Origin of the sequence: Bordetella avium, from assembly GCF_034424645.1 — a bacterium.
Classification (GTDB): Bacteria; Pseudomonadota; Gammaproteobacteria; order Burkholderiales; family Burkholderiaceae_B; genus Bordetella; species Bordetella avium.
Genome location: NZ_CP139969.1, coordinates 1,765,591 through 1,791,546 on the forward strand (window position 1 = coordinate 1,765,591; position 25,956 = coordinate 1,791,546).

6 protein-coding genes and 1 pseudogene (1 of these 7 only partly in view) are annotated in these 25,956 nt (G+C 62.8%); 5 read left to right on the top strand and 2 right to left on the bottom strand.

The annotated features are described in order from the left end of the window. The 5 genes in view from U0029_RS08340 to U0029_RS08360 are tightly spaced (at most 9 nt apart) and all read left to right on the top strand, a layout consistent with a single transcriptional unit that may run on beyond the window. Nucleotides 1–17,015 carry the 3' portion of a beta strand repeat-containing protein gene (locus U0029_RS08340; protein WP_147294799.1) on the top strand. The gene continues 8,110 nt to the left of window position 1, outside the view, so only the last 17,015 of its 25,125 coding nucleotides appear in the window; its start codon lies off the left edge, out of view; it ends in the stop codon at nucleotides 17,013–17,015. Continuing rightward, nucleotides 17,008–18,831 (top strand): HlyD family efflux transporter periplasmic adaptor subunit, encoded by a 1,824-nt coding sequence (locus U0029_RS08345; protein WP_012417610.1) that lies wholly within the window; start codon nucleotides 17,008–17,010, stop codon nucleotides 18,829–18,831. The genes U0029_RS08340 and U0029_RS08345 overlap by 8 nt, the downstream gene beginning before the upstream one ends. 9 nt (nucleotides 18,832–18,840) lie before the next feature. Continuing rightward, nucleotides 18,841–20,994 carry an HlyD family efflux transporter periplasmic adaptor subunit gene (locus tag U0029_RS08350; protein ID WP_114851990.1) on the top strand — a complete coding sequence of 718 codons (2,154 nt, stop codon included), beginning with the start codon at nucleotides 18,841–18,843 and terminating at the stop codon, nucleotides 20,992–20,994. A 1-nt stretch (nucleotide 20,995) separates the two neighbouring features. After that, complete coding sequence (locus tag U0029_RS08355; protein WP_012417608.1) at nucleotides 20,996–22,978, top strand: preprotein translocase subunit SecA; 1,983 nt, start codon at nucleotides 20,996–20,998, stop codon at nucleotides 22,976–22,978. Nucleotides 22,979–22,983: 5 nt separating this feature from the next. Beyond that, complete coding sequence (locus U0029_RS08360; RefSeq protein ID WP_114851991.1) at nucleotides 22,984–23,769, top strand: efflux RND transporter periplasmic adaptor subunit; 786 nt, start codon at nucleotides 22,984–22,986, stop codon at nucleotides 23,767–23,769. A gap of 282 nt (nucleotides 23,770–24,051) precedes the next feature. Here the strand turns inward: U0029_RS08360 and U0029_RS08365 are convergent, their stop codons facing one another. Together U0029_RS08365 and U0029_RS08370 are read right to left on the bottom strand one after the other, a co-directional pair. After that, nucleotides 24,052–25,239, bottom strand: a complete 1,188-nt coding sequence (locus U0029_RS08365; protein WP_114851992.1) for a CaiB/BaiF CoA transferase family protein — start codon at nucleotides 25,237–25,239, stop codon at nucleotides 24,052–24,054. After that, nucleotides 25,236–25,934 (bottom strand): annotated as a pseudogene (locus U0029_RS08370) (hydroxymethylglutaryl-CoA lyase); the annotation flags it as partial. The gene U0029_RS08365 and the pseudogene U0029_RS08370, both read right to left, overlap by 4 nt. Between the last annotated feature and the right edge of the window lie 22 nt (nucleotides 25,935–25,956).

The following is a 25,956-nucleotide window of genomic DNA, read 5'->3' on the forward strand; positions in this document are numbered from 1 at the left end:
CGCTGGTTGTGTCGCTGGTCGACACGGTGGTCGAGAATGTGATCCAGGCCTATCTGGATACGGCAGGCGGCAAGCAGCTCGGCGCCTACGACACGCTGTCGGTGCAGGCTCTGGAAAATGTCGCGCTGCGCGATCTGGAGGCGGTGACCGCCTCGATCTCGCTTGCCAGCAGCCCGGCCGGGGCAATCAGCCTGTCGGGGGCGGGCGCCGGGGTGCGCGTCAGCAACAACACAAGCAATGAGGTCAGCGCCAGGATCACCGGCAACGGTCAGGTCGGTGCCTTGGGCCTGGTGTCGGTGTTGGCGGATACCAAAGTGCTGGCCAACATCGATCTGACCCAGGTCAGCATCGCCGTCGGCGCGATTGGCGCGGCCGTGGGGGTGGGGATTGCGGAGAATATCGCACGCGATAAGACAACGGCTAGGGTCGCTCAGGCTACCGTGTCGGCACCGGTTGTCGATGTCAATGCGCGAGTGGCTGTGGACTTCGGCCGCACCCAGACCGCCGGCGTGGCGGCAACCACGGGGCTGGCTGTCAATACCAATCTGGCCCTGGTTGATATCGCGACCCAGACGCTGGCCGAGGCGCGCGATGGCGCAGTCCTCAATGGCGTGCGGGTGACAGCGGGTCAGGATAGCAGCCCTGGCATGGTGAATGTCCATGCGCAGGGCAGTTACTTCGGCCGCGCCTACGCCAAGTCCATCACGGGCGGGGTGGTCGGCGTAGGCGTGATGAGCGCCGAGACGCGCTTGGGCGGCTCGCTCAAGGCGGTGGCCGACAACGCCAGCCTGACCGCCGATGTGGTGGGTGTGATGGTCGATAGCCGCACCGACCGCAACGGCGTCGCCGGCTTGCAGGCCGAGGCGCGCTCGCTGGAGGTCGGTGGCCTGACGGTGTCGGTCGATAGCGCCAAACTGACGACGAATCTGGATGCCGGGGTCGAGATCCGCAATGGCGCCCGTGTCAAAGCAGCGCTCTTGAGTCTTGCTGTCACGCAGTCGCAGTCGGTCAACGTCAGCATGGATGCGGGCACGATTGCCCTGGTTGCCGGACGGCAGGGCAAGATCAGTGTGGACCTGGGCGGCAGAGCCTATGTCGGGATCAGCACGGGCGCCCAGGTCGTGGGCAATAAGGTGGATATCCGCGCAAACCAGACGATCCGGGGCGAATCGGCGCTTAGCGCTTACTCGGTCAAGGCGGTAGGCGCCGATGTCAGCCGTCATGAGGTCACGATACGCCCGCAGTCTGTCATCGAGGTCAGTGGCTCGCGTTCGGCTTCCGACACGATCGATTCCGCTGGCATGACGGTGGTGCAGGCCCAGGGGAATTACGATAGCCCAGGCATGTTGGATCTGGTGGCGACCAATGACATCACCTATGTACAGCGCAATAAGATTACCGGTGTATCGGGCTTTACCGTTACCTGGTCAAGCAATCATCTGAGCACCGAGGGGACGCTGGCCCAGGTGAAGGTCAATGGCGCTTTCTTGCGCAATACCTTTGGTGACGTCACGCTAGCGACGAACACACGCGGGGTGACCACGACCATCAGCGATATGCTGGTCGTATCGGTCTCCAGCGCCAGCAAGACGGACAGCAATAACAACCTGACGGTGCGCAATAGCATCGAGGTCAATAATGCCTCGATCGAGGGCGACAATGTCGTGGTGCTGGCCGGCAGCGGCAAGGCCACCGATCCCCTGTCCACGGGCTACCTCATCGCCAATGACACGGTGTCCTTCACCATGGTGGGGGTGGCGCAGGTGCCTCTGGTCGGGAGCGGCGCGACGGCGCGGCAGATCAACACCATCGTGATCGATGGCGCGGTGAGCACGGGCTCCCTGATCAAGGCGCAACGCAATGTGCGTCTGGAAACCAATCCCTCTTCGCTGGATCAGGCGCAGGTGAATGGTTCAGTGCAGGTGATAGGCCTGAACCTCAACCCGACGGTCAAGCTGGCCAGCGGGGTGGTCGACAAGCGCTCCAGCCTGGTCGCCACCTCGGCGGCGACACGCATCATCGCCGGGGTCAATAATGCCGCCAACATCTTTGTCATCCCGGCCGAGCTGCTCAAGGGGCTGCAAGGGCTGACATTGCCCACGCAGAACGATCCCAAGGTGGTTTTCGATGCGAACTCGCCCCTGGTGCGGGCCATCATCGAAAAGCTGCTGGGCGCGAATTCGACCAGTTTGGACGGCGCAGGCGGCACGGTGAATATCGACATGCGCTATGAGCTGACCGCTTTCCGTGCCGAGGACATCGAAGTCAACGTCAGCACTGGCATGGTGATCAAGAAGGGCAACGATTATTACTATTACGACAGTCTGGATAGTCGTAACCTGAACCTCGCCACCGAGAACTTCGGCAACAGCTATTGGAAGAAAAATCCGTCTACGCTCAAGGACGCCGATCGCGAGGGCGCGCTGCCCTGGGATTTCGGCCAGTTCGCGGCCGACAAGGTGGGCAGTATTTACTATGTGCTCAAGACGGTGGATCTGGGCCAGCCCGTGCTGCGCTATGGCAGCCAGCAAAACATCATCAGCGAACAGATACGGACCCTGACGCGGATGCAGGCTTCGCACGCCTCGGACCCGCAGGCCGTCGCGCGTTACCAGGCCAATATCCTGGCCTTGCAGCAGCAGCTGCAAAGCTTGCAGATGGTGGACGCCAAGGGGCAGTACCTCGATTCCTTCCAGACTTTTTATGTCGAGATTCCGAATCTGTACGCGTCGGGGGGCTCGGTCTATGTCAACGCGGCGGATGTCAGCGGCGTGAAGGCCCAGGGCATCGAGACCCGGGCCAATACCCAGATCAACGTCGTCAATGATTCGCCGATGCTGATGAATGTGCAGGATGCCGTCGTCATGGACGGCACCATCATTCGTCCGGGGTCTGATGGCGAAATGAAGGTCTTCAAGACCGGCCATCTGTATGTCAATGACCTGTCGGTCAAGGGCTCGGGCGGCGCGGGCGTCGCCGAAGTCCGGGTGTTGCAAATGGAAAACGGCTGGGCAGCCGATCCCTTCGGCGGTGCGCTGGACGCAGAGATGCGCAGCCTGATGGGCCGTTCGCCGGTAGACCTGAACCTCTTGGGCGCAGTCGTCAACCCCCTGGGTAAGGTGTCGGTAGTCAATGCGCTGGGCAGCATCAATGTCAGCGGCACCATCTCGGCGCAGAGCCTGGACATCCAGGCCAAGGGCAATTTCAGCCTGCAAAGCGAGGGCTGGTTCAATAGCGGCGCCGATCCGACCCTGTTGCAAAACAGCTGGCAGTCCGTCATCAACTCGCTCAAAAACAATAGCCAGAGCACCAGCGCCAAAGAGACGGATCTGGATGTGCTGCTCAAATGGGGCTATCAAAACCTCGGGTCTTTTGCTTCGTATCTGAATGCGGATACGGCGGCGCGCGATTCGCGCATCTTTGCGCTGGGCGCGGTCAATATTGCGGCTCTGACGCTGAACATCGACGGCAAGATCCAAAGCGGCGTGACCGATGCCTATATCCGCATCGATGCCTCGTTCCAGGGCGATCGGGACAAGTCTTTGCAGGATAACAGCGGCTATGCCAGCCGTGGTGTGTCGTACAGCGCCGATGGCTCGATGAAGCGTTTTGGCGCCATCACGGGACGCTTCGATTACGCCACCCAAACCATTATTCTCGACCCCGTGCGTCTGGCGGGCGGCAGTATCACCCTGACCGGGCAGATCGTTTCCGTCGGAAATGGCAATCTGATCGTGGCCAATGGCTACGCTTCAGTGCATATCGATAATCAAACCAACTATGCCCTGGTGACGGGCGACATCGATGTAAGCACCTACCGCCGTGGCCGCATCGACATTGTCGATACGGCGCGCGGCCAGCGCGATCTCTACGAACTCAATGGCCAGAACCAGGTCGTGCACACGGTCTGGAACAAATTCGTTCAAGTGAGCAACCCGGGTCTGGGCCAGCCGGGCTGGGTCTGGGTCTACGACAATGGCCAGGGCGTGCGGGATGGCAAAGGCCAGACCGCCTTGGTGGGCAGCCTGGGCAATGCTTTGACCACCACTTACAAGCCCGCAGCGGGTCAGGTCATGGTGTGGGTCATGGGGTGGGACTCCAGCAATACCGCCACCACGATTTATGTCACCAAGAACCTGAACCTGATTGGCGAGAATGTCGATCCGCTGGGCTGGCTGACCGACCGCAACACCACCAAGACCGGGCCCACCGTGATCTACACCCAGCCGCGTCCGGTGCTGGTGTCGACCGTCGTGGCCTATACCGATGCTTCGTCCGTGCCTGATGTCTTGAAGGGGCAATTGCAGGGCAGCGGCAAGCTCAATGACGTAATCGTGCCGGGCAATGTGGCGGGCACGAATCAGCAAATCGATAGCTCCAGCTTTGTGGTCAGCTATCGTAAGTTCAACACAAACGTCATTTTGCGCAACGAAGGCCCCTACCATAGCGGCGGGGGCTGGTTGCGCGTGAAGACCACGACGCTGACGCAGATTGTCGAGAAAAAGCAGCAGGAGCTCTTCACTTTCTATGTGCCTGCTTCGCAGGATGTCAACCTCACTTTCCTGGGTTCCAGCACGCAGCCCAACGCGGTCTATATCCGCAGCAATGGCGATGTCACCCTGGGGGGCAACATCACCGTCGGCAATGGTCAAAGCGTCTACATCGAGGCGGTGTCGGCGGCCAAGCCCACATCGATCTCCACCCGGGGCGATGTGGGTGTTCTGGTGCGTAAGCCGGATGGCCAGATTCCTGCGGATGGGGCGACAGTCAATGTGACGGCCCTGGCCTTGAGCGGCGCAATTCAGCTCAATATCCTGGGTTCTTCGGGCTATACCCGTGCCGAAGCCCGCAACGATATCCGTCTGACCTATTTCTCGGAGGGCGGCGCAGGCTCCAAGGCCTTTTTGCAGAAAGTGGCCTCGTCGGCCGGCACGGTGTATGTCGAGGCGCTGAACGGGATCTTCTCGCATGCGTCGGCAGGCAACGCGACAGTGGTGTCCGGCAACCGGGTGGAGCTGAACGCGGGCTATGGCGCCATCGGAACAGCGGCGCGCGCCTTGACGATTCAGGCCCGCCAGGGTTTCGCCGCCCAGGCGGGTTTGGCAGGGGGGGCTGCGGGTGCGGATAAGAGCATCTATGTGGCGCAGAACGTCGCCAATGCCGATCTGGTGCTGGTCAAGCCGGTGAACTGGGCCAATCCGCAGGCATCGGTGTACTCGCAGTTGGGCAGCGTGAGCATTACCCTTAACGGCGGCTCGCTGCTCGATGGCGAGCTGGCCGATACGCGCACGGCGACCCAGAAGGCCTATCCGGCGGTCACGGCAAAGATTCTGGCCGATATGGCCGCGCAACTGGCCCAATACGAAGGCTATTGGTCAGGGGTGCGCGCCTTGCAGACGGCCAACATCAGCCTGGGCGGCGCCGGGACCTATCTGAGCACCGCGCTGGAAGGCGATGGCCAGTATTTGACCGTGACCTTCAACAGCCTCGGCCAATACGAGGCCATGCTCAAGGCCGCTGTCGATAGCGGCCGCCTGGTGCGGCTGGCCTATAACAACAGCCTGAACGGCAATCTGCGCGAGGAAGTGCTAGGCAAACTGATTGCTCTGTCCAATGACGGGCTGAGCTATCGCTTCCAGTTTGCGGTCTATGACACGGTGTCGGGCCAGTTTGCCGCGCCCGTATCGATGGCGGCGCTGGGTTACACCGCGGGCAGCCAGGGTGTGCTGTATGGCCCGGCCTATGGCCTGGCCGGCGTGAACGAGCGTTCCGATGAGAACCTGCCCATTAGTTTTACCTTGCCTGCAACGGGGGCCAGTCAGGTGCTGGGCTCCACCATATTGCGACTGACGCTGACGCAGGCGCAGCGCGCGCAGCTCGCCCAAATGCTCAATGGCAGCAGGGATGCGGAGGCTTTGGCGGCCCTGCGCCAGTTCAGCTATGTGGAAATTGGCGGCCAGCGTCTGCTGATCGATCAGGTTCTGCCGGTGCTGGACAGCGGAGGCTACGCCTGGTCGCAGAGCTTTGATACGGTGTTGATCACGCTTAAGGCGCCCTATGTGGGTAATCTGGGCAATAACCAGACGAGCGTGAGCCTGGTGTTCGGCAATGATGCCGGCCAGTTTAGCGCTGGGGAGCAAAGCGGCCAGACGGGTGTTCTGTTGCCGCCAGTGCCTGAGCCCGGCAGCATGGTGTCGGGCCTGTCCGCGGGCGATACCGACGTCAGTGCGCGTGTGATCGCCATGATCGACGCCTATAACGCGGCCAATCCTATGTCGCGTATCTATACCGGCCCGGGCTCGATCTACGATGTCTTGACTCAAACCGGGGCGCACAGCGCAGGTTCTGTCATCGAGCGCACCACGACCCGCAATACGATCGCCCTGGCGGGCAACGCCTTGGGGTGGCAGGTTCCCGATGGCCTGTCGGTATCCGAGTATGTGGCATGGCTGAACCATCCCGCCAATGGGATAGTTGGCAGCGAGATCAAGCTGACCATCGACGGCGTCGAGGTTATCCGGCGCATCCAGTCTCTGGATCTGCTGCGCGCCGATGGGTCAGCGTCCTTGGGGGTGTCTCGCAGCGACAACTATCTGTCGCTGGTGCTTGACGACAGCGTCACCCTGGCGAGCTATTACGTCAAAGACGGCGCCGGCATCGTGCTTGCCCAGTCCTTGCCGCCGGCCATCGTGTTTGGCCTGACTGGTTTGGGACGCGGCAGCAATGACGCCAATGTGGGCTATGTGCTGCAACGCGGCCTGGGGGCACAGGCCTTGCAGCAGGGCAGTGTGCAGATCGATAGCCGTTCCATCGTCAATGGCACGGGCAACCTTACCTACTACCAATACACCGCCAGCGGTGCTGCGTACACGTCTTTCGTAGATCTGGGCAATGGCTTTACCTGGGATCTGAGCACATCCAGCCTGAGCCAGGCCGAGCGTACGCAGCTGCTGCATACGATTAAAACCCTGTTGAGCAGCAATCAGAACCTCTCTTTGACCGGCCTGGGCCTGTTCATCGGCAACGACGGTTCCGGCCCGACAGGCCAGCAACTGCATCTCTACGATGGCGGTGATCTGCGGGTGCTGACGGTGGTGGATGAATTCGGCAACCCGCTGACGGCGCAGAGCCCGGACAGCGCCTGGCTGAAAGGCCGCATCGTTTTCGAGGGCAAGCTCTACGCCGAGAAAACGCAGTTGGAGAATTTGGACGCCTATCGGAACACCAATATCAACGATGCGGACTGGCGCCAGCATTACACCCCCAATCTGAACGGCATGGTCATCAATGCCGGCATCCGCCTGACCGAAAAGGGCTTCTCTCAGCAGGCGCTGTCCTCATCGGGCGCGGTGTCCTTGACGCTGTCGGGCAATGACGCCTTGTTCCAGGGGCAGCGGGTGGAGTTGAGTTTTGGACGCTCGGGTCAGTCTCTGGTGTATTACATCAAGAGTGTGAATGGCCGTGTGGTGACGCTGGCGGACTCGGTTGATAACGCTTTCCTGGCCAATGGCAAGGCGCTCACGCTCGAGCAATTGCTGCAATCAGCGGGGGCATCTCCCGGCGCGGTGACGGTCAGGCTTTTGGACACCTCGGCGGCAGGCGCTTCTGTTGCCAGCGATAACGTCATCAAGCTGGACAGCCTGAATATCGTGCCGCTGCTCGATGCCCAAGGCAATGTGACCGGCTATCGCAATCTGGCGAACTACGACCGTGTTTACCTGAATGGCGTACAGGCCAAAGACGGTTCTACGGTCAGCCTGCAAAACAATGTTGCCTATTACGTGTTGATAGAAAATGGCAACACCATTCGCCTGTTCGTCTCCAAGGAACAGGCCGTGCTGCATCAACAAATCGCCTTGCTGATGCAAACGCCGCAAGGCCAGGCACTGGCCAAGGCGCTCTTTACCGATGCCGGGATTACGCCCCAGTTGCTCGCGGGTTTTGCCGCCGCAGATCTGCGCGGCATGTTTACCGTAAGCACACGGGTGTTTCAGACGCAGGACGTGCTTGCAACGGGCGGCCTGAGCGAGCAGATGTTGGCCTTGCACGGACAGTTGCAGGGGCAGGCCTATAACCCCAACTTCCTGCCCTCCATTCTGGACGCGGCGGGTTTGGCGGGCTTGTTGAAGTCGATACGCAACCAGGCGGTCTATGACTACGTAATCGAGCAGGAACAGGCGCAAACCGCCGAATATCATAGCTACTGGCGCGAGCGCATGACGGCGGTTGCGGGGGCCTCTTCCGCCCTCAGCGCCGTGGGCGCGGGCAGCTTCAAGCTTCAGGACAGGTTTATCGTGGACGATGGCCAGGGCGGTTTGCGCGCACTGGTGACAGGCGACGAGATCTATTTCCGCGATGCGGTGGGGGGCCTGCGCGCCGATACGGTCTATTACGCCATCGTTGACGCCGATGGGACCATCCGGCTGGCGGCGACACGCAGCGACGCCATGCTCTATCAGACCGGCGCTGGTCAGAACGACGGTTTGCTGGCCCTGTATCCCAATATGGGGCAGGCCCTTACGCTCGATTTCCAAGCCTCCGATCTTGCGGGCGCCCGGGCCTATACGCGCAACTATGTATTGAAGGATGAGGCGCCGGCCCAGAGCGCCGAAGAGCGGGCGCGCTACGGTGCGACTTACCAGACCGGATATTTCTTCTATTTCACGTCGGCGGCCCTGCGCAATATCGAAAACAACCTGCTGTATCCGCTGTCTCCCACCATCAATGAACAGGTGTTCGACATTGAAAGCGATGCCGAAGGCGCACCGCAGGCCGACCGCTTCCTGAACATCAAAGCGGGTCAGGACATTGTGTTGCGTACCTCGGGCCAGGGGGCTATCGGCGCGGAGCTAGGGGAGTACACCTTGAAGCTCCCCGACCTCAGCACCGTTGGGGAGCAGGAAAGGGCCAATATCTTTGACTCTCTGCCGGAGGCCGACAAAGCGCTGCTGTCGCGCGTCAATGCTTCTAATCTGGCCGGGGTGTATCGAGCGGTCTACCGCTACATCGGCCCGGCTGGCACGGTGTCGCTGGATCGCGGCAGCATAGACTTTTCTGATAGCAGTCTCTGGCAGGCCGTGAATCCGCTGCTGTCTAACGACGAAGCGCTCTTGCTGGGCAGCACCCTGGCGGCAGGCAGCGAGTTGCAATTCCTCTTCGCGGAGAACTTCGGCTTGTTTAAGAACACGGCCGATGTGTTTGTGTACAACAGCAAACTGGCGGCAACGGATGCGCAGCGTGCGCAGTTGCAAGCCAATATCGATGCCGCACGCGCCAATAAGCTGCATATCGTAGACATTGGCAACGGGGTGCTCGACACGGTCTGGAGAGCGGTCCCGGTGCCTTTCATCGCACGCGATGGCGCGAGTGGCGCTGCGCTGCAAGCCGGCGCGTTGGTCAGCGATATGCGCGATGCCCGCTATCTGACCGTGAACCTGACCCGCTCGCTAGCCGTGCAGGCCGTAAGCGGCGTGGTGTCCGCCTATAGCGATACGACGGTGGGCCTGGATTCCCCTCAGGGCAATCTCCGCTTGGGTGAGGTGCGGGGCGCGAAGGGCATTACGATCAACGCCCAATCGGGTTCTATTATCGGAACGGGCAGTGGGGCGCTGATCAGCCAGGGCAAGGTAAGCCTGGTGGCCAAGCAGGACATCGCGGGCGGCACGCGCGACGGCAATGGCGTTTATCAGTACGACGGCAGCAAGGCCTTGCAGCTGCGCTTGCAGTCCGGGCATGCGCTCTATGTCGAAGCAGGGGGGGTCGCGAGAGTGGCGCAGCAAGGCGCTGAGGACCTCAATCTTGCGCTGGCCAATACCCAAGGCACGGCACAGGCGGGGTCCAGCTACCAGGCGCAGGCGAATCTGCGCGTGGGCCAGGTGATCGCGGCCGGCAACGTCAGCTTGCAGGCGGGCGAGTCCATCCTGAATGCCATGACGCCGGGGCAGCGCCAGTTCGCCAACGTCTCGCTGAGCGAGCTGGCGCCTCAGGCGCTGGACGCCTTGGGTTACGCCCGCGAGGTGGTGCTGATTGCCGGCCATGCTGTCGGGCAGCTGGGCTCGGATCTTAGCCAGGAAGGCTCGCCGCTGCTGGTCGATCTGCCGTCGGGCGATGCCGCAGCGCTGCTCAAGGCTCAGGCCGGTAGCAGCCTGAATGTGTACGGCATGCAAAGCCTGAGGCTAGGCGGTGTCGAGGTGATGGACAGCCAAGGCCAGCGCGGGGATGCGCGCTTGTACGCGCTGGTGGACATCGTCAATGGAACGACAGCCGGGCAGGCGGCCTTGACCGCCGGAAATGCCTGGTTGGGCGCGCTGGCTGGTCGCATCGGCGGGGTGGATCAGCCCTTGCGCACCGATCTCTCGGGCTATTTGATGGCGTCGGCGCAGGGCTCGATTGCCGTCAGCCAAGTGGGCGCGCATCGTTTGGCGCTGGCCCATATCGAGTCGCGCAGCCGTGCTGATATCCGGCTCTCCAGCCAGACAGACATCGTCAATGACAAGGTCATGCACGCCGGACTTTCCGATGCGCGCAATACGCCGGTTGTCATCGGCGGTAATCTGTATTTCCAGGCAGGCGGATCGGTAGGCGACTATAGAAAGGCGGATGTCGCCGGGGCAAGCGCTAATGATGCGCTGATCGTCGCGGCCATCGGCTCGCAGTCCACCATCAATGTGCAGGCCCTTGGGGACGTGGCGCTGATTCAGATGGCAGAGGGCAGCGACGCCCAGGGTGCGGTGCGCACCTTGGGGCTGAACGTGGGTGCCATCCAGGCGCGCAATGTATGGCTGGCCGCGCGTTCGGATCAGGCGGGCAATGGCGGCGATATGGTGCTGTCCGCTGATGCAGTTCTGCGGGCGACGGCTGTGGCCAGCCTGCTGGCCGGCAACAATCTCTTGGTAGCGGGCAATGGGCAGTCCTCGGGCCTGATTGCCGCCGGGCAGCGCATCAATATGCGCGTTGACCGGGACGACCGGGGCAGCCTGGGCAAGGCGAGCACCCTCACGGTGCAAGGCCGCATGCTGGCTCCTGAGATCAGCCTTCATGGCAGCGATACGGGCGCCACGACTATCTTGTTGAGCGCGACGGCCGAGGTTGGCGGCGCCCTGGCTGACAATGGGGAGCTGACCCAGGGCCGCCTGATGGACATCGTGGCTGGCTCCGGCCAGGATGATATTCAGATCCGTGCGCGGCTGATCACACAGCAGCAGTTGACGATTTCGCTGGCCGCGGGCGAAAACACGGCGACGCTGGATGCCACCGAGGTGCGGGGCAGCGTCAACGTCTCGAGTGCGGCGGGCAAGGACACGATGGTTGTCCGGGCCTCGCAGATTGCTGACCGGTTGACGATCGAGGCAGGCGATGGCGACAACCTCGTGCTGCTGGACAGGGTGACCGTGGGTGGCGATACCGCCATCACGACGGGTCTCGGCGCCGACCAGATCACCGTGCTGGACAGCGATCTGACGGGTGACCTGACGATCAACGCGGGCGCGGGCGACAACACCGTGCGTTTGGAAACGGTGACAGTCGGCGGCGATAGCGCGATCAACACGGGCATCGGTGCCGACCAGATCACCGTGCTGGACAGCGGCCTGACGGGCGATCTGACGATCCGTGCCGGCGACGGCGTGAAGGTAGTGCTTCTAGACACGGTGACCGTGGGTGGCGACACCGCCATCACGACGGGCATCGGCGCCGACCAGATCACGCTGTTGGATAGCAGCCTGGCGGGTGGGCTGACGATCAGCTCGGGCGACGGCGACAACATCGTCCGTCTGGACACGATGACGGTCGGCGCAGACACCGCCATCACAGCGGGCATCGGCGCCGACCAGATCACGCTGTTGGACAGCGGCCTGACGGGCGATCTGACGATCAGCGCGGGCGCGGGCGACAACACCGTTCGTTTGGATACGGTGACGGTCGGCGCAGACACCGCCATCACGGCGGGCATCGGCGCTGACCAGATCACCGTGTTGGACAGCAGCCTGACGGGTGGACTGACGATCAGCTCGGGCGACGGCGACAACATCGTCCGTCTGGACACGGTGACGGTCGGCGGGGACACCGCCATCACGGCGGGCATCGGGGCTGACCAGATCACGCTGTTGGATAGCAGCCTGGCGGGTGGGCTGACGATCAGCTCGGGCGATGGCGACAACATCGTCCGTTTGGAGACGGTGATGGTTGGCGCAGACACCGCCATCACGGCGGGCATCGGCGCTGACCAGATCACGCTGTTGGACAGCGGCCTGAGCGGCGATCTGACGATCAGCGCGGGCGCGGGCGACAACACCGTTCGTTTGGATACGGTGACGGTCGGCGCAGACACCGCCATCACGGCGGGCATCGGCGCTGACCAGATCACCGTGTTGGACAGCAGCTTGGCGGGTGGGCTGACGATCAGCTCGGGCGATGGCGACAACATCGTCCGTCTGGACACGGTGACGGTCGGCGCAGACACCGCCATTACGGCGGGCATCGGCGCCGACCAGATCACCGTGCTGGACAGTGGCCTGACGGGCGATCTGACGATCAGCTCGGGCGACGGCGACAACCTCGTCCGTCTGGAGACGGTGACCGTAGGCGGCGACACCGCCATGACGACGGGCATCGGCGCCGACCAGATCACGCTGTTGGACAGCGGCCTGACGGGTGGGCTGACGATCAGCTCGGGCGCGGGCGACAACATCGTCCGTCTGGAGACGGTGACCGTAGGCGGCGACACCGCCATGACGACGGGCATCGGCGATGATCAGATCACCCTCTTGCATACCGAGGGGCTGGGCAGCTTGCACATCACCGCAGGCGATGGGGAAAACACCGTACTGCTGTCTCACACCCGCCAGCAGGGCGCCACCACGATTCTGAGCGGCGACGGCCAGGATCTCATTACCCTGGATCGGGCGGATTTCTTCGGCCACTTGCACGTCGAAGCCGGGGCAGGCCATGACAAAATCTGGATGACACAGATTCTGCTAGGCGCCGGTGCGACCGTGCTGGGTGGCGAAGGCGACGATTACCTCTATCTGTCGGCGCGCTCATTGGCGGGGGGGATCGCTATTTCCGGCGGGTCCGGCAACGACTTAATCGTGCTGGATAAGCTTCCCTCTCTGACAAGCCAGCAGAGCACGGCGGGTCAGGTTGACCGTGTGGATGTCGATGGCGGCGCCGGGTCTAACCGCGTCATCGTCAATCTGGCCGAGACCCTGGTCGCTATCGTGATCAATGTTCACCATAGCGACGGCCAGGGCAATGAAAACCTCGCAGGGGTCAACCAGCTGACCATCAATGGCACGGCCCAGGACGAGACCTTTCTGGTGCGCGAGCATTTTGTTGCCAAGTTGACGCCGCAAGGCGCGGCTTACGCCGATGAGGTGCAACGTGTGAACTATGACCGCAGCTCGACGGGCGGCTTACGTTTGAATGGGGTGGACGGCGGCAATCGTTTCTATATCGACGGCAGCAGCGCGCCTCTTACGATTGACGGCGGCCTGGGCAGCGATCCCGCCAAAAAGAACGAGTTTCAGATCGGTCAGTTGTTCGGGTCGCAGCGCTTGCCTTCCAACCTGGCGGCGGGGGATGAAATCCACACCGCGCGCACCACGCAAGGCTATTTGTCGCGCGGCAATGCTTACGGCATGACGATTTATGGTGCGCAAAACAGCGTCAACGTATTCCGCGTCTACAGCAACGCCGCAACCCTGTCGCTGCATGGCGGCAAACGCGACGACGCCTTTATGGTCTATGCCTTCAAAGAAGAGCAGGTGCAGGCGGATGGCAAGCGTGGCTATGTGATCAACGGGCCTTTGAACATCGATGGCGGCGAGGGCATGAACACCTATACGGTGCTGGGCACCGAAGAGGACGATGCTTTCGTGCTGACCCAGGAGGGCATCCGTGGCGCCGGTTTGAACACCAGCTATCAAAATATCCAGCGCGTCAATCTCGATGCGTGCGAGGGTAACGACCATATCTATGTGTTGTCCACGCGTAGCAATGTGATCACCACCCTGATCGGCGGCAGCGGCAGCAACACCTTCGATCTGTCGGGTGATGTCGAGCGCAACACCATTGTGTCGGGTCACGCTGGTTCGCACGGGGTATTCGATGGCCGTCAGCCGGTCGTCATCTCTACTCAGCCCGGCGCTCTGGATGCCCAGGGGGGCGGCAGCTTGGCGCTGACGGTCAATCTGGACCCCAGTGTGCTGCCGCGCCCGGCCAGCGGTCAGGCCTATGTGTCGCTGACCGGCAATATGCTGGCGTCGGCCTTATACGGTTCGCTCGCGCAAGGCTCGGGCCTGTCACAGAGCGACAGTCTGGCTGCGGTCTTGCAAGGGATGCGGGGTCGTGGCCTCTTGCTGTCGACCGACGGTGGCCAGACCTGGCACGAGAGCGTGGTGCTGAGTTTTGACGCAAACGGTCTGGGCAATCAGGCTTGGGGGGAGACGCAGCAGGTACTGATCAAGCTGGAGAGTGGCGCTGGCATGGGTCTGCCGGTGCTGGATCTGGCGGGACGCGATTTGGCTTTGTCGGCATCTTTGCTGACCACCTTGCCCGGTTTGCAGGATGTGGCCTTGCCTGCCATTGTCGTGCCGATTGCAGGCTCTGCTTCTAACGGGTCGGTCAATGGTTCTGGCAAGATTTCGACCCCGCGCGCCACGGATCAGCCGGTGATCCGCATCGACCCGCTAAGTGAGGTGGGCTATGCCAACTACCCGGATCAGCCTCATGATGTGTCCGGCATCCAAGGCGGTTTGCTGATCGAGGGTGGCAAACTGGATAAGCCAGACTACGACAGCAACTTGCGTGCTGGCGTTAGTTTGCCCAGCGAACGGGATGCGCCGCTTGGCTCGCGCCAGGCGGGCCAGACCTCGGCTGAACCGGCCAATAACCGTATCCGGGTGTTCGATGACGGGATGTTGACGGGTCAGGTCGGCATGCAGGACCAGGCCGAGCAAATGAGCGGTCTGGGCCAGGTTTACAGCAATCCGCTGGCGGGCAATTTCGGCCGTATTACCGGCCTGGGTATGACCGCAGGCCTCGGTGCGGCGGCGGGCAGCTTCAGCCTGACGAGCGAGGCCGGTGTTCATGCCTATGACCGCGGCATTGTGTTCCATGGCGTGCAGTCGGTGAACACCCTGCTGGGCCAGGGGGATGACAGCTACACCGTGCGGCACGCCCCGGCAAGGACGGTAACCCTGGTGCAAGGCGGCGGAGGCAACAATACGCTGGTGGTCGCGGGCACTACCGTGGGCGGGAATGACCGGCCGGTCTTGCTCTTCGGTTCGACCAGCCAGGATGACCGCTATTACACGGCCACAGCCGGCCAAAGGCAGGCGGGGCAGGCTTTGCAGTTTGCTCAGGCAGGCAAGAGCGTGCTGGATGCGCGGGGCGCCAGCCAGGGCGTGATTCTTTATGGCGGCGCGGGAGACGCGCTGATCTACGGCGGTTCGGGTAACGATCTCATTGCCGGTGGCGGCGGCAACAACGTCATCCACGCCGGGCAGGGCAACAACATCGTGTTCGGCAATGCGGGCATGAATATTGATCTGTCCCGCCCCATGGATATGCGCGCCACGGTGGACCGGCAATCAAGGGATGCGCTGACACTCGTGCTCACCCCGGAGCAAGCCGCACAAGCGGCCATCGGCCGCTCGGCGGATCTGCTTGCGGGCGGGAGCAACACCATCACGGCGGGCGATGGCAACAATATCGTTTTTGCCAACTTCGGGCGTATGGTGACGGTGGAGCCGCTGAACTATCTGCGTATCCGCGGAGACTTTATCGACGCTGCCGCAGCGGGAGGCCAGGCGCGCTATCTGTCTGGCACCGGCCTGGTGGCGCTGGAAACCCTGGATGTGCCGGCAAGCGGCAATAACAGCATTGCGGTGGGCAGCGGCCGCAATGTGCTGCTTGGCGGCCTGGGTAATGACACGATCCGGGCGGCGGGCGGCTTCAACCTCATCGCCGGCAACGCCGGGCTGGCGCTGTTTACGGCAGCCGGCCGTATCCAGTCTTTCTCGTCCATCCTCCCCTCCAAGGGCGGCAACGACTCGCTCTATAACAATGGCGCGGGCGTGATGATAGGTGGTGTAGGCAACGATGTGCTGGAAAGCGGTGTGGCGAGCAACGCCATGTTTGGGGACAATGGCAGGGTGAGCTTTGTCAATGACCGCTTTGCCGTGATCGAGACCATCGATATTGCCTTTGGCGGCAATAACATCCTGTTGGGCGGCACGGCCGGCAACTTCATGCTGGGCGGACTGGGCTCGGCGCTGATCAGAGGCAATCTGAACAAGGACGTGATGGTGGGCGACTTTGCTGCGATCTATCTCGATCCGGCGAGCGGGCGCATCCTCAACCTGGCCCGTTTCGGGATGGGGAGCAATAAACCCGACCTCATCACCCAGACGATGGAATCGCTGTTTTCCTGGCCTCAAGCCTTGCTGCGGGGGGCGCCTACGGTGTTTACCGCAACGATGCCGGCTAGCGGGGGGGCCGTGTCGGATGCGCAAGCGCAGACCGAAACGCGAGTCAATACTTCCGCGCAAGCGCCAGACATCGTCGTCGGCCACCACGGTAAGGGGTTTTCGGACTATGCTTCGGGCCGCAGGAGCCCGCATGAAGTGTTTATGCGCACGGACATGGGGACCGAGGCGGGTGGTAGCGCCCCAAGCACGGCACAGACTTCCGCGGCGGAACCAGTCCCGGCCACGGAGGAAGCGCCTATCACTGAGCAGGGGCCAGTCGACGAACAGGCCGCTGTCCAGGAGCAACAAGCCCAAGGGCAGCAAGCCGCTGAGACTGCCGATCCGTCGCAGGCGACACCGGAGCAACAGGCGGCTTTGGCAGCCGGCGTCGGCATACTGGGCTTGTCCGGCGCGCTCGGCATGACGGGGTCTGTGGTGTTCAATTCCAAAACCCATACCTGGGAGCCGAGGGTCCGTCGCAAAGCCGGGCCTCGAGTGACCCGCAAACTTGAGGAGGCGGCGCAGGCCATCAGTGAGGATGAGTGATCCTTTCCTTGCCGCGCAGGTGAAGCGCGCGGACCTGGCCTGGTGGTCGGCGTTGTCGTCATCCACGGACCGCCAGGCTTTTTTGCAAGCCTGGCTGGCCTTGCAGGCCAGCCAGCTCACCGGGGTGCGCCATGGCGCCCTCGTTTTGGGTGAGCCGGACACCGGGCCTTTCGAGGCCGTGGCGCAGGTGCCGGCCGGCAGTCACGCGGCTGCGGCTTTCTATGGCGTGGTCGATGATTGTCTTCAGAGTCGGGAGGTGGCGGTTGCGGCCGACGGTCTTGAGCTGGTGGTGGCTTATCCGATCGTGTTGGGGGAAGCCCTGTTCGGCGTTGTGGCTTTCGAAACCGCTGCCCAGACGCCCGAGCCTATCGTGCAGGCTCTGCGCTGGGGATCGGGGGTGTTGCAGGCATGGTTGCTGCAAGCGCAGCGCACGGACAGCGCCCAGACCATCGACCGCCTGATGTATGTCGTCAACAGTGTTGCGCGGTCTCTGAAGGAAGGAAAGTTCAAAGATGTCGCCCTGACGCTGGTGACCGATATGGCCACCCGGCTGGACTGTGACCGCGTGAGTATCGGCTTTCGGCAGGACGGCCGCGTCAAGGTGCATGCCTTGTCGCATAGCAGCCGTCTGGTGCAGAACATGAATTTGCTGCAGGCCGTGGCCGAAGCGATGGACGAGGCGATCGACCAGAACACGACGATTTGCTTGCCTCAAGACGCCGATCGGACGCTTCAGTTGCGCGCCCATCAAAGCCTCGCGCGCGGCTTCGGTAATCGTAATGTGCTGACCGTTCCGTTCGCGCCAGAGGGTGAGGCACGCGGCGCCTTGCTCTTTGAGCGCCCCGATGATCAGCCATTTGACCGGCAAAGCATAGCGCTTTGCCAGAGCGTGGCCCTGTTGGCGGGCCGGGTGCTCTACCAGCGCCTCCAACAGGAGCGGCCTTGGTGGCGCAAGGGGCGCGACTTTTTGTTGCAGGAGGCCGCGCGGCTCTTTGGTCCCCATCATATCGGCCGTAAACTGCTGCTCTTGGCGGCGCTGGCGCTGGCGTTGTTTGCGCTGCTGGCGCATGGCCCTTACCGGGTCGCAGCCAGCGCCACCGTTCAAGGCGAGGTGCAGCGCGTGGTGGCCGCGCCCTTTGACGGCTATATCGCGCAGGCGCAACGGCGCGCCGGCGACGAGGTCAAGCAGGGTGAGGTGCTGGCCGTGCTCGACACCCGCGATACCGATCTGGAGCTGCTGCGCGCGGGCAACCTCGAGGTGCAGTATCGCCGGCAGGCCGAGGAGGCCATGGCGCGGGGAGACAATGCCGCAGCAGCTATCGCCCAGGCTCAGGCCCGGCAGGCGATGGCGCAAATCCAGTTCTATCGTGATCAGATATCCCGCGCCAGTTTGCGAGCGCCGTTTGATGGCGTACTGGTGAGTGGTGATCTCAGCCAGCAACTGGGTGAGTCGGTCAAACGCGGACAGGAGCTGTTCAAACTATCGCCCCTGAGCGGATACCGCCTGTGGCTGGATGTCGAGGATCGCCAGATCGATGATGTGGCGGTGGGGCAGACCGGCCGGGTCGCCTTGGCCGCCATGCCGGACCGGCAAATTCCGTTCACGGTGACGCGCATCGTGCCTCTGGCCCAGGTGCAGGAGGGCAAGACGGTGTTTCGCCTCGAGGCCAGCCTGGATGCCGAGTCGCCGGCGGTGCTGCGCCCCGGCATGGAGGGGGTGGGCCGCATTGATATCGGCGAGCGCCGCTATGCCTGGATCTGGACTCATGGATTTTTCGACTGGCTGCGCCTGAAGTGGTGGGCCTGGTTCGGATAGGCATCGCATATGGCAGTGACGGCTCTCTATAGTAATTCCTGGCATCGGGTCAGCACGCTGCGTCCGCGCCTACGTTCGCACATCCACATCCACCGGCATGTTTATCGCGGGCAGACCTGGTACGTGATGCAGGACCAGAGTAATGGCGAATTTCACCGTTACACGCCCGAGGCCAATTTGCTGATCAGCCTGATGGACGGGCGGCGCAGCGTGCAGGAAATCTGGGAACTCGCCTGTCAGCAGTTCGAGGACGATGCGATGCCGCAGGATGAGGTTATCCGCCTGCTGGCCCAATTGCATCGGGCTGATGTGCTGGTCACAGACCGCGCCCCGGATGTCCGCGATCTGGTCCAGCGGCGTCGGCGCCAGCGCGCCCAGAAAATCAAGCAATACATCGGCAATCCCAGCGCGCTGAAGCTGCCGCTGGTGGACCCCGACCGCTGGCTAAGCGCAGGCCTGCCTTATTACCGCTGGATGTTTACCTGGATCGGCGGCTTGTTATGGCTAGTGGTGGTGCTTTATGGCGCGTCGCTAGGCGCGATGAACTGGCAGGCCTTGACCCATAACGTCTGGGACCAGGTGTTTTCGGCGGGCAATGTGCTGGCCATGGCGCTGGTCTATCCCTTCGTCAAGGCCATCCATGAATTGGGGCACGCCTGTGCGGTGAAGGCGTGTGGCGGCGAGGTGCATGAAATCGGCGTTATGTTTTTGCTGCTGGTGCCCATTCCGTATGTGGATGCCTCCGCCGCAGCCGGTTTCGCTGACAAACGCTGGCGCATGCTAGTCGGCGCAGCGGGGATTTTGGTCGAGCTCTTCCTGGCCGCGCTGGCCATGATCGTCTGGACGCAGCTCGAGCCCGGCCTGGCCCGCTCACTGGCCTACAACGTCATCATCCTCTGCGGGGTCTCCACGCTGTTCATGAACGGCAATCCCTTGCTGCGCTATGACGGTTACTACGTGCTATCCGATGCGATCGAGATCCCGAATCTCGGGCAGCGGGCCAATGCCTGGATGGGCTATCTGGTCAAGCGCTATGTGCTGCGGCTGGCCGCTGTTGAGCCGCCGCGCGCCAGCCGTGGCGAACGACTGTGGTTTGTGGGCTATGCGGTGCTGTCTTTTGTTTACCGCATGTTCATCATGTTTTTGGCTATTTTTCTGGTGGCAGGGCAGTTCTTTTTCTTTGGCGTTCTGCTGGCCTGCTGGGCGATGTTCAGCACCATTGTCATGCCTTTGTGGCGCTTGGGGCGCCAATTGTTCACCGATCCGCAAATCCAGGCCCATCGCGGCCGCTCCTACCTCATCACGGCACTCTGTGCGCTGGCTGTCGTCGGGCTGGTCGGCGCCGTGCCTGTGCCGTCGGCCACCGATACCGAAGGCGTGGTCTGGGTGCCGCCTTCGGCCCAGGTGCGCGCGCCGGTGGCGGGCTTTGTGCGCGAGCGCCAGGCCGCCGATGACGCGCCCGTGTCGGCCGGCACCCCCTTGTTGCGGTTGGAAAACGATGAGCTGCTGCGACGGGACGCCATGTTGGCCGCGCAGGTGGACGAGTATCAGGCCCGCTATGTTCAGGCCCATGCGCACAATCAGGTGCAGGCGGCCATCGCGCAGCATCAGTGGCAGAGTCTACAGACCGAACGCCGGGCCATCGGCCAGGAAGTGGCCTCGCAGCAGGTGCGCAGCCCGCACGCGGGGCGTTATGTCCCGGCTCAGCCCGAGGACACGACAGGCCGCTACGTTCAGCGGGGCGAGCTGCTCGGCTATGTCTTGAGCGATGCCGAGACGGTGCGGGTCGTCGTGCCGCAATCCAGCCTGGAGCACATCCATCGCTCTTTGAAGGACGTCCGCGTCCGGCTGGTTCAGGACCCGGCCCGTGAATTCTCTGCCCGTATTGCACGCGAGGTGCCGGCGGCTACCGATGAACTGCCTAGCCTGGCCCTGAGCTTGCAGGGCGGCGGCAGCATCGGTGTGGACCCGCGCAAATCCCAGGAGGGGCGCGCCAAATCGGCTGAGAACCTCTTCGTGATGGACCTGTTGCTGCCCGAGGATGCCCCGCGGGCCTATCTCGGCGCCCGGGTCTATGTCAAATTTTCTCATGAGCCCCGGCCTCTGGCGGCGCAGCTCTATGACAGCGTGCGCCAGATGGTGTTGCGTCAGCTGAGGGTGTGAGATGGAGAGTTTTTCCGCCCTCGCGCCTGACCCGCTTTATCCCGAGAAGGAAAGCGAACGGCATGCCAATAAACTGGAAGCCTGGGGCACTGCGGTCTTGCGCTGGCTGTCGCGCAAGCGCCGCCAGCCGCTGTGGCGCACCCGCCGTATCCTGAAACAGGTTCACGCCGAGGCGGCATTGCTGGCCGGACTGGACCTTGCCGGGGTGCGTGCGCGCGCCGACGAGGTGGCTTTCGAACTGCGCTGCGATGGCATTACTCAAGCTAGCGCCGCGCGCGCCTTTGCGCTGGTGCGTCAGGCCGGTAAGCTGGCTTTGGGCAAGGCGCATTTCGATGTGCAGTTGCTGGGCGGCTGGGCCATGCTGCAAGGCATGGTGGCCGAAATGAATACGGGCGAAGGCAAGACCCTGACGGCGACTCTGCCTGCCGCCACCGCCGCGCTGGCCGGTCTGCCCGTGCACGTCATCACCACCAATGACTATCTGGTCGAGCGTGATGCGCAGATCATGTCGCCGCTCTACGAGGCCCTGGGCCTGACTGTGCGCTGGGTCAGCATGGACATGGAGCCGGCACAGCGCCGCCTGGCCTATCAGGCCGACATCGTCTACTGCTCGAACAAGACCCTGGTGTTTGACTATTTACGTGACCTCATCGTGCTGGACGATGACAAGGACGAGGACCGTCTGCGCCTGGAGCGCCTGCGGGGCGGCTCAGGCCGGCTGTCTGAACTGTTTCTGCGCGGTCTGTGCTTTGCCATTGTGGATGAGGCCGACAGTGTGCTGGTCGATGAGGCGCGCACCCCCCTGATCATCTCCGGCTCCCAGAAGGAGGATGGCGGCGCGGTGACGGGTCAGGCCTTAGCGCTGGCTCAGGCCATGCAGGCAGGCCATTACCGTGTTCAGCCCGCAGCGCGGCGCGTCGTGCTGACCGAGGCCGGGCGGGCGTATCTGCGCGAGGCTTGCGCGGCATGGCCCGCGCCCTGGAGCATTCCCTTTCGGCGCGAAGAGCTGATCCTGAGCGCGTTGACGGTACTGCATCTCTACAAGCGGGATGAGCAGTACATCGTGCGCGATGGCAAGGTCATGGTGGTGGATGAATTCACCGGGCGGGTCATGCCCGACCGATCCTGGGGGCAGGGCGTGCACCAGATGATCGAGCACAAAGAAGGGCTGGAACTGAGCGATCCGCGGGTCACGCTCAAAAGCATCAGCTACCAACGGTTTTTCAAACATTATCTGCGGCTGGCCGGCATGACCGGTACGGCCGCCGAGATCCGTGGCGAACTCGGGCGAGTCTATAACCTGCCGGTCGTGCGCATTCCGACACACCGTCCATCGCGGCGTCTACATGCCCCCGATAGTGTGTATCGGACCATGGCGGAGAAATGGTCGGCGGTGCGCGAGCGTTGCCGCGAGCTGCACGGGCGCGGCGTGCCCGTGCTGATCGGCACACGTTCGGTGGCCGCTTCGGAGGAGTTGGCCCGTGTCCTGGCCGACGCGGCCCTGCCTGTTGTGCTGCTCAATGCCAAGCAGGATGCCGATGAGGCTTCCCTCATCGCGCGGGCAGGCGAAGTCGGCAGCATCATGATTGCCACCAACATGGCCGGCCGGGGTACGGATATCCCCTTGTCGGCGGCGGCCCGCCAAGCCGGGGGGCTGCACGTCATCCTGACGGAACGCCATGAGTCGGCGCGCATCGACCGCCAACTGGAGGGCCGCAGCGGCCGCCAGGGCGACCCCGGCCATACGGAGGCGATACTCTCTTTAGAAGATGCCGTGCTCGACAGCGTCAAAAATAGCCTCTGGGCCGGGCCGATGAATACCCTGCTGGCCGCGCAAGGCCCCGGCTGGCGCGGGCTGGCTGCGCATTGGCTGCGCCACGCTCAGGCGCGCACGGAAAGAAAACTGGCCCGCGAACGCCGCGCCATGGTGTCTGCGGACGAAGAACTCGAAAATTCGCTGTCTTTTTCTGGGCAGGGTGACTGACCTCCATGATGAAAACCTTCTCTTTCTCGCGCTGCGCCAGCCTGGCCCTGCTGCTGGTCTCTTCAGCACCGCAAGCGCAAAGCCTGCTCCCGGACCCTGCGCTGGTGCCCTTGAACGGCGCGCCTGCTGATGGCCTGGCCCGGCCTATGGCCTGCCTGATCGAACCTTTTCAGGTGTCTGAGCTGGGCAGCCCTGCTGCGGGCGTGCTCGAGCGCGTCCTGGTGCAACGCGGCGACACCGTCAAGAAAGGGCAGGTGATCGCCGAATTGAATACCCATGTGGATGAGGCCACCCTGGGCCTGCGCCGCGCCGAAGCCGCCTATCTGGGCCGGGTGGTGGATCGCAATGCCGATCTCTACAAGCGCAAGTTACTGCCGGCCGGCGACTATGATGAGATGAGCTCGCGCAGCCGGCAGGCGCAGTTGCAGGTGGCGTTGCAACAGGCCATTCTTGCCGAACGCAGCATCAAAAGCCCTTTTGACGGCGTGGTGGCCGAACGCTATGCCGGGCCGGGTGATCGGGTCAACGACAATAAAATCGTCAAGCTGGCTCAGATCGACCCGCTGGTGGTCAAGGTGGCGGTCCCCGAAGGCCTGTATGGCCGCATCAAGGCCGACGCCGACGCGCAGGTCAGCATCAATCCGGCCATCAGCAGCCAGACCCTGCAAGCCAAGGTCTGGCGCATCGACCGCGTGATGGATGCGGCCAGCGGCACCTTTATCGTCTTGCTCACTATTCCGAACAAAGGCAATGCCATTCCGGCGGGCATACGGTGCTCGGTGCGGTTTTGAGCCGGGGTGGGTAGGCGCCAGGCCGCAGGGGGCGAACCCCGGTCGTGGTCTGGGGGCTCGCAGTCTGTCCTGGCCGCATCATGCCGGTATCTGGTGGGAGCATCGTTTTGTGTCTTGCACCGGGTCTAAGGTCGTTCGCGATGGCCTAAAACGGCTAAGGCGAAACTCTCATGGGGCCCGCTGCTGCGCTAGCGGTAAACCTGCCCAGAGTTCTATCGTGCGTGTTGAGAGAGGACCACATCCGCGGTGTGGCGACGCGTGGTCCTAATCGTTTTCTAAGCCTCAGCCGACCACGCCAGCCTCGCGCAGCGCCGCGATATCGGCTCCGCTGTAGCCGAGGGACGCCAGAATATTGTCGGTCTCTGCGCCCAAGGCGGGCGGATGGCTGCGCAGAGGCAAGCGTTTGCCATCCAACATGAGCGGCAGCATGGGGGTGAGCGTTGCCGGCCCATCTGGAACCTCGACGCGCGCCAAGCCGCCGGTTGCGAGCAGATGCGGGTCGTCGAAGAGCTCATGCGGCGCGTTGATGGGCGCGTGGGGCAGGCCTGCCGCTTCGAACTCTTGGGCAATATGCGCAGCCTCCCATCGCGCCATGCGCTGGCGTAGTTCAGGCATCATCCATGAGCGCTCGCTGACGCGCTGGTTATTCGTCGTGAATCGCGGGTCCGCCAGCAGGTCGTCGAAGCCGAAGGTCTGGCAGAACAGGCGCCACTGTGTGTCGGACACGACTGCCAGGAAAATTTGCTCGTCGTTTTTGACGGTGAACACGTCATAGATGCCCCAGGCCGAGATGCGGCTTGGCATCGGCGCAGCCGGCTTGCCGGTCATGGCGTACTGCATCATGTGCGTGGCGACGAGGAATACATTGTTTTCGAACAGCGAAGAAAGCACCTCTTGCCCCTTGCCTGTCGATTCACGCGCGCGCAGCGCGGCCAGCACGCCGATCGCGCCGAACATGCCGCCCATAATATCGTTTACGGAGGCGCCGGCTCGCAGCGGCTGGCCCACGGGGCCGGTCATATAGGCGAGGCCGCCCATCATTTGCACCACTTCATCTAGCGCGGTGCGCTTGTCGTAGGGCCCCGGAAGAAACCCCTTGTGCGAGACATAGATGAGTCTTTCGTTCGAGCGCGAGAGCGTGGGGTAATCGAAACCCAGTGCGGCCATTGCGCCGGATTTAAAGTTTTCGCTGAAAACATCGGCGCAGGCGAGCAGCTTATGGACAATTTCCTTGCCCTGAGCGCTTTTGACGTCGATCGCAATGCTTTTTTTATTGCGGTTGAAGGTAGGAAAAAAGCCTACGCCCGAACCAAGCAGGCGGCGTGTGCTATCGCCCTGTAGGGGCTCGACCTTGATGACTTCCGCGCCCAGGTCGGCCAGTATCATGCCGCAGGATGGCCCCATGACCATATGCGTAAATTCGATGACATGTACGCCGGCCAAGGGCAGGGGCTGGTCGTTTAGATTCATGGTTCAAGACCTGATTGTTGATGAGCGTGCAAAAAGCCCTTGGGCAGGCCTGCCTCGGCGACCATGCCATAGAGCGGTTCGCCGGGCAGGCCGGCGCGCAAGGCGTCGCGTGCGGCGATCAAGCGAGGCAAGTCGATGCCGGTGTCCAAGCCCATGGCTTCGAGCAGAAAGACGAGATCCTCGGTCACGATGTTGCCGCTGGCGCCGGGCGCATAGGGGCAGCCGCCGATGCCGCCCTGGCTGGCGTCGAAGGTCGTGACGCCCGCGTCCAGCGCTGCCATGACATTGGCCAGGCCCTGGCCTCGCGTGTTGTGAAAGTGCGCGCCGCCGGCTTTATCGCCAACGGCGGCATGAAGCTTTCGGAAAAGCCGGCGGACCTGGCGTGGCTCGGCATAGCCGCTGGTGTCGGACAGGCCAACCTCGTCCACGCCGCAGGCTGCGGCGCGATAAGCGATGCGCAATGTCTCGTCATCGCTCACCGGCCCTTGCAGGGTGCAGCCGAAGGCGACAGACAGACCGGCTTCTACGGATATCTGCGGGTAGTGGGTTTGGCGCAGGTCGATAATGGCCGCCAGGTCCGCAAACACCTGTTTATGGGTTTTGCGCACATTCGCCAGGCTATGGGCTTCGGTAACAGAGACGGGAATGGTGAGCTTGTGCACGCCCACCTCGAAAGCGGCCTGCGCGCCGCTTAGTCGGCGCGGTCACCTTGACCAT

Excerpts from the sequence above, each read along its gene's own strand:
- U0029_RS08345 (WP_012417610.1), top strand. The coding sequence starts at position 17,008 with ATGAGTGATCCTTTCCTTGCCGCGCAGGTGAAGCGCGCGGACCTGGCC.
- U0029_RS08350 (WP_114851990.1), top strand. The coding sequence starts at position 18,841 with ATGGCAGTGACGGCTCTCTATAGTAATTCCTGGCATCGGGTCAGCACG.
- U0029_RS08355 (WP_012417608.1), top strand. The coding sequence starts at position 20,996 with ATGGAGAGTTTTTCCGCCCTCGCGCCTGACCCGCTTTATCCCGAGAAG.
- U0029_RS08360 (WP_114851991.1), top strand. The coding sequence starts at position 22,984 with ATGATGAAAACCTTCTCTTTCTCGCGCTGCGCCAGCCTGGCCCTGCTG.
- U0029_RS08365 (WP_114851992.1), bottom strand. The coding sequence starts at position 25,239 with ATGAATCTAAACGACCAGCCCCTGCCCTTGGCCGGCGTACATGTCATC.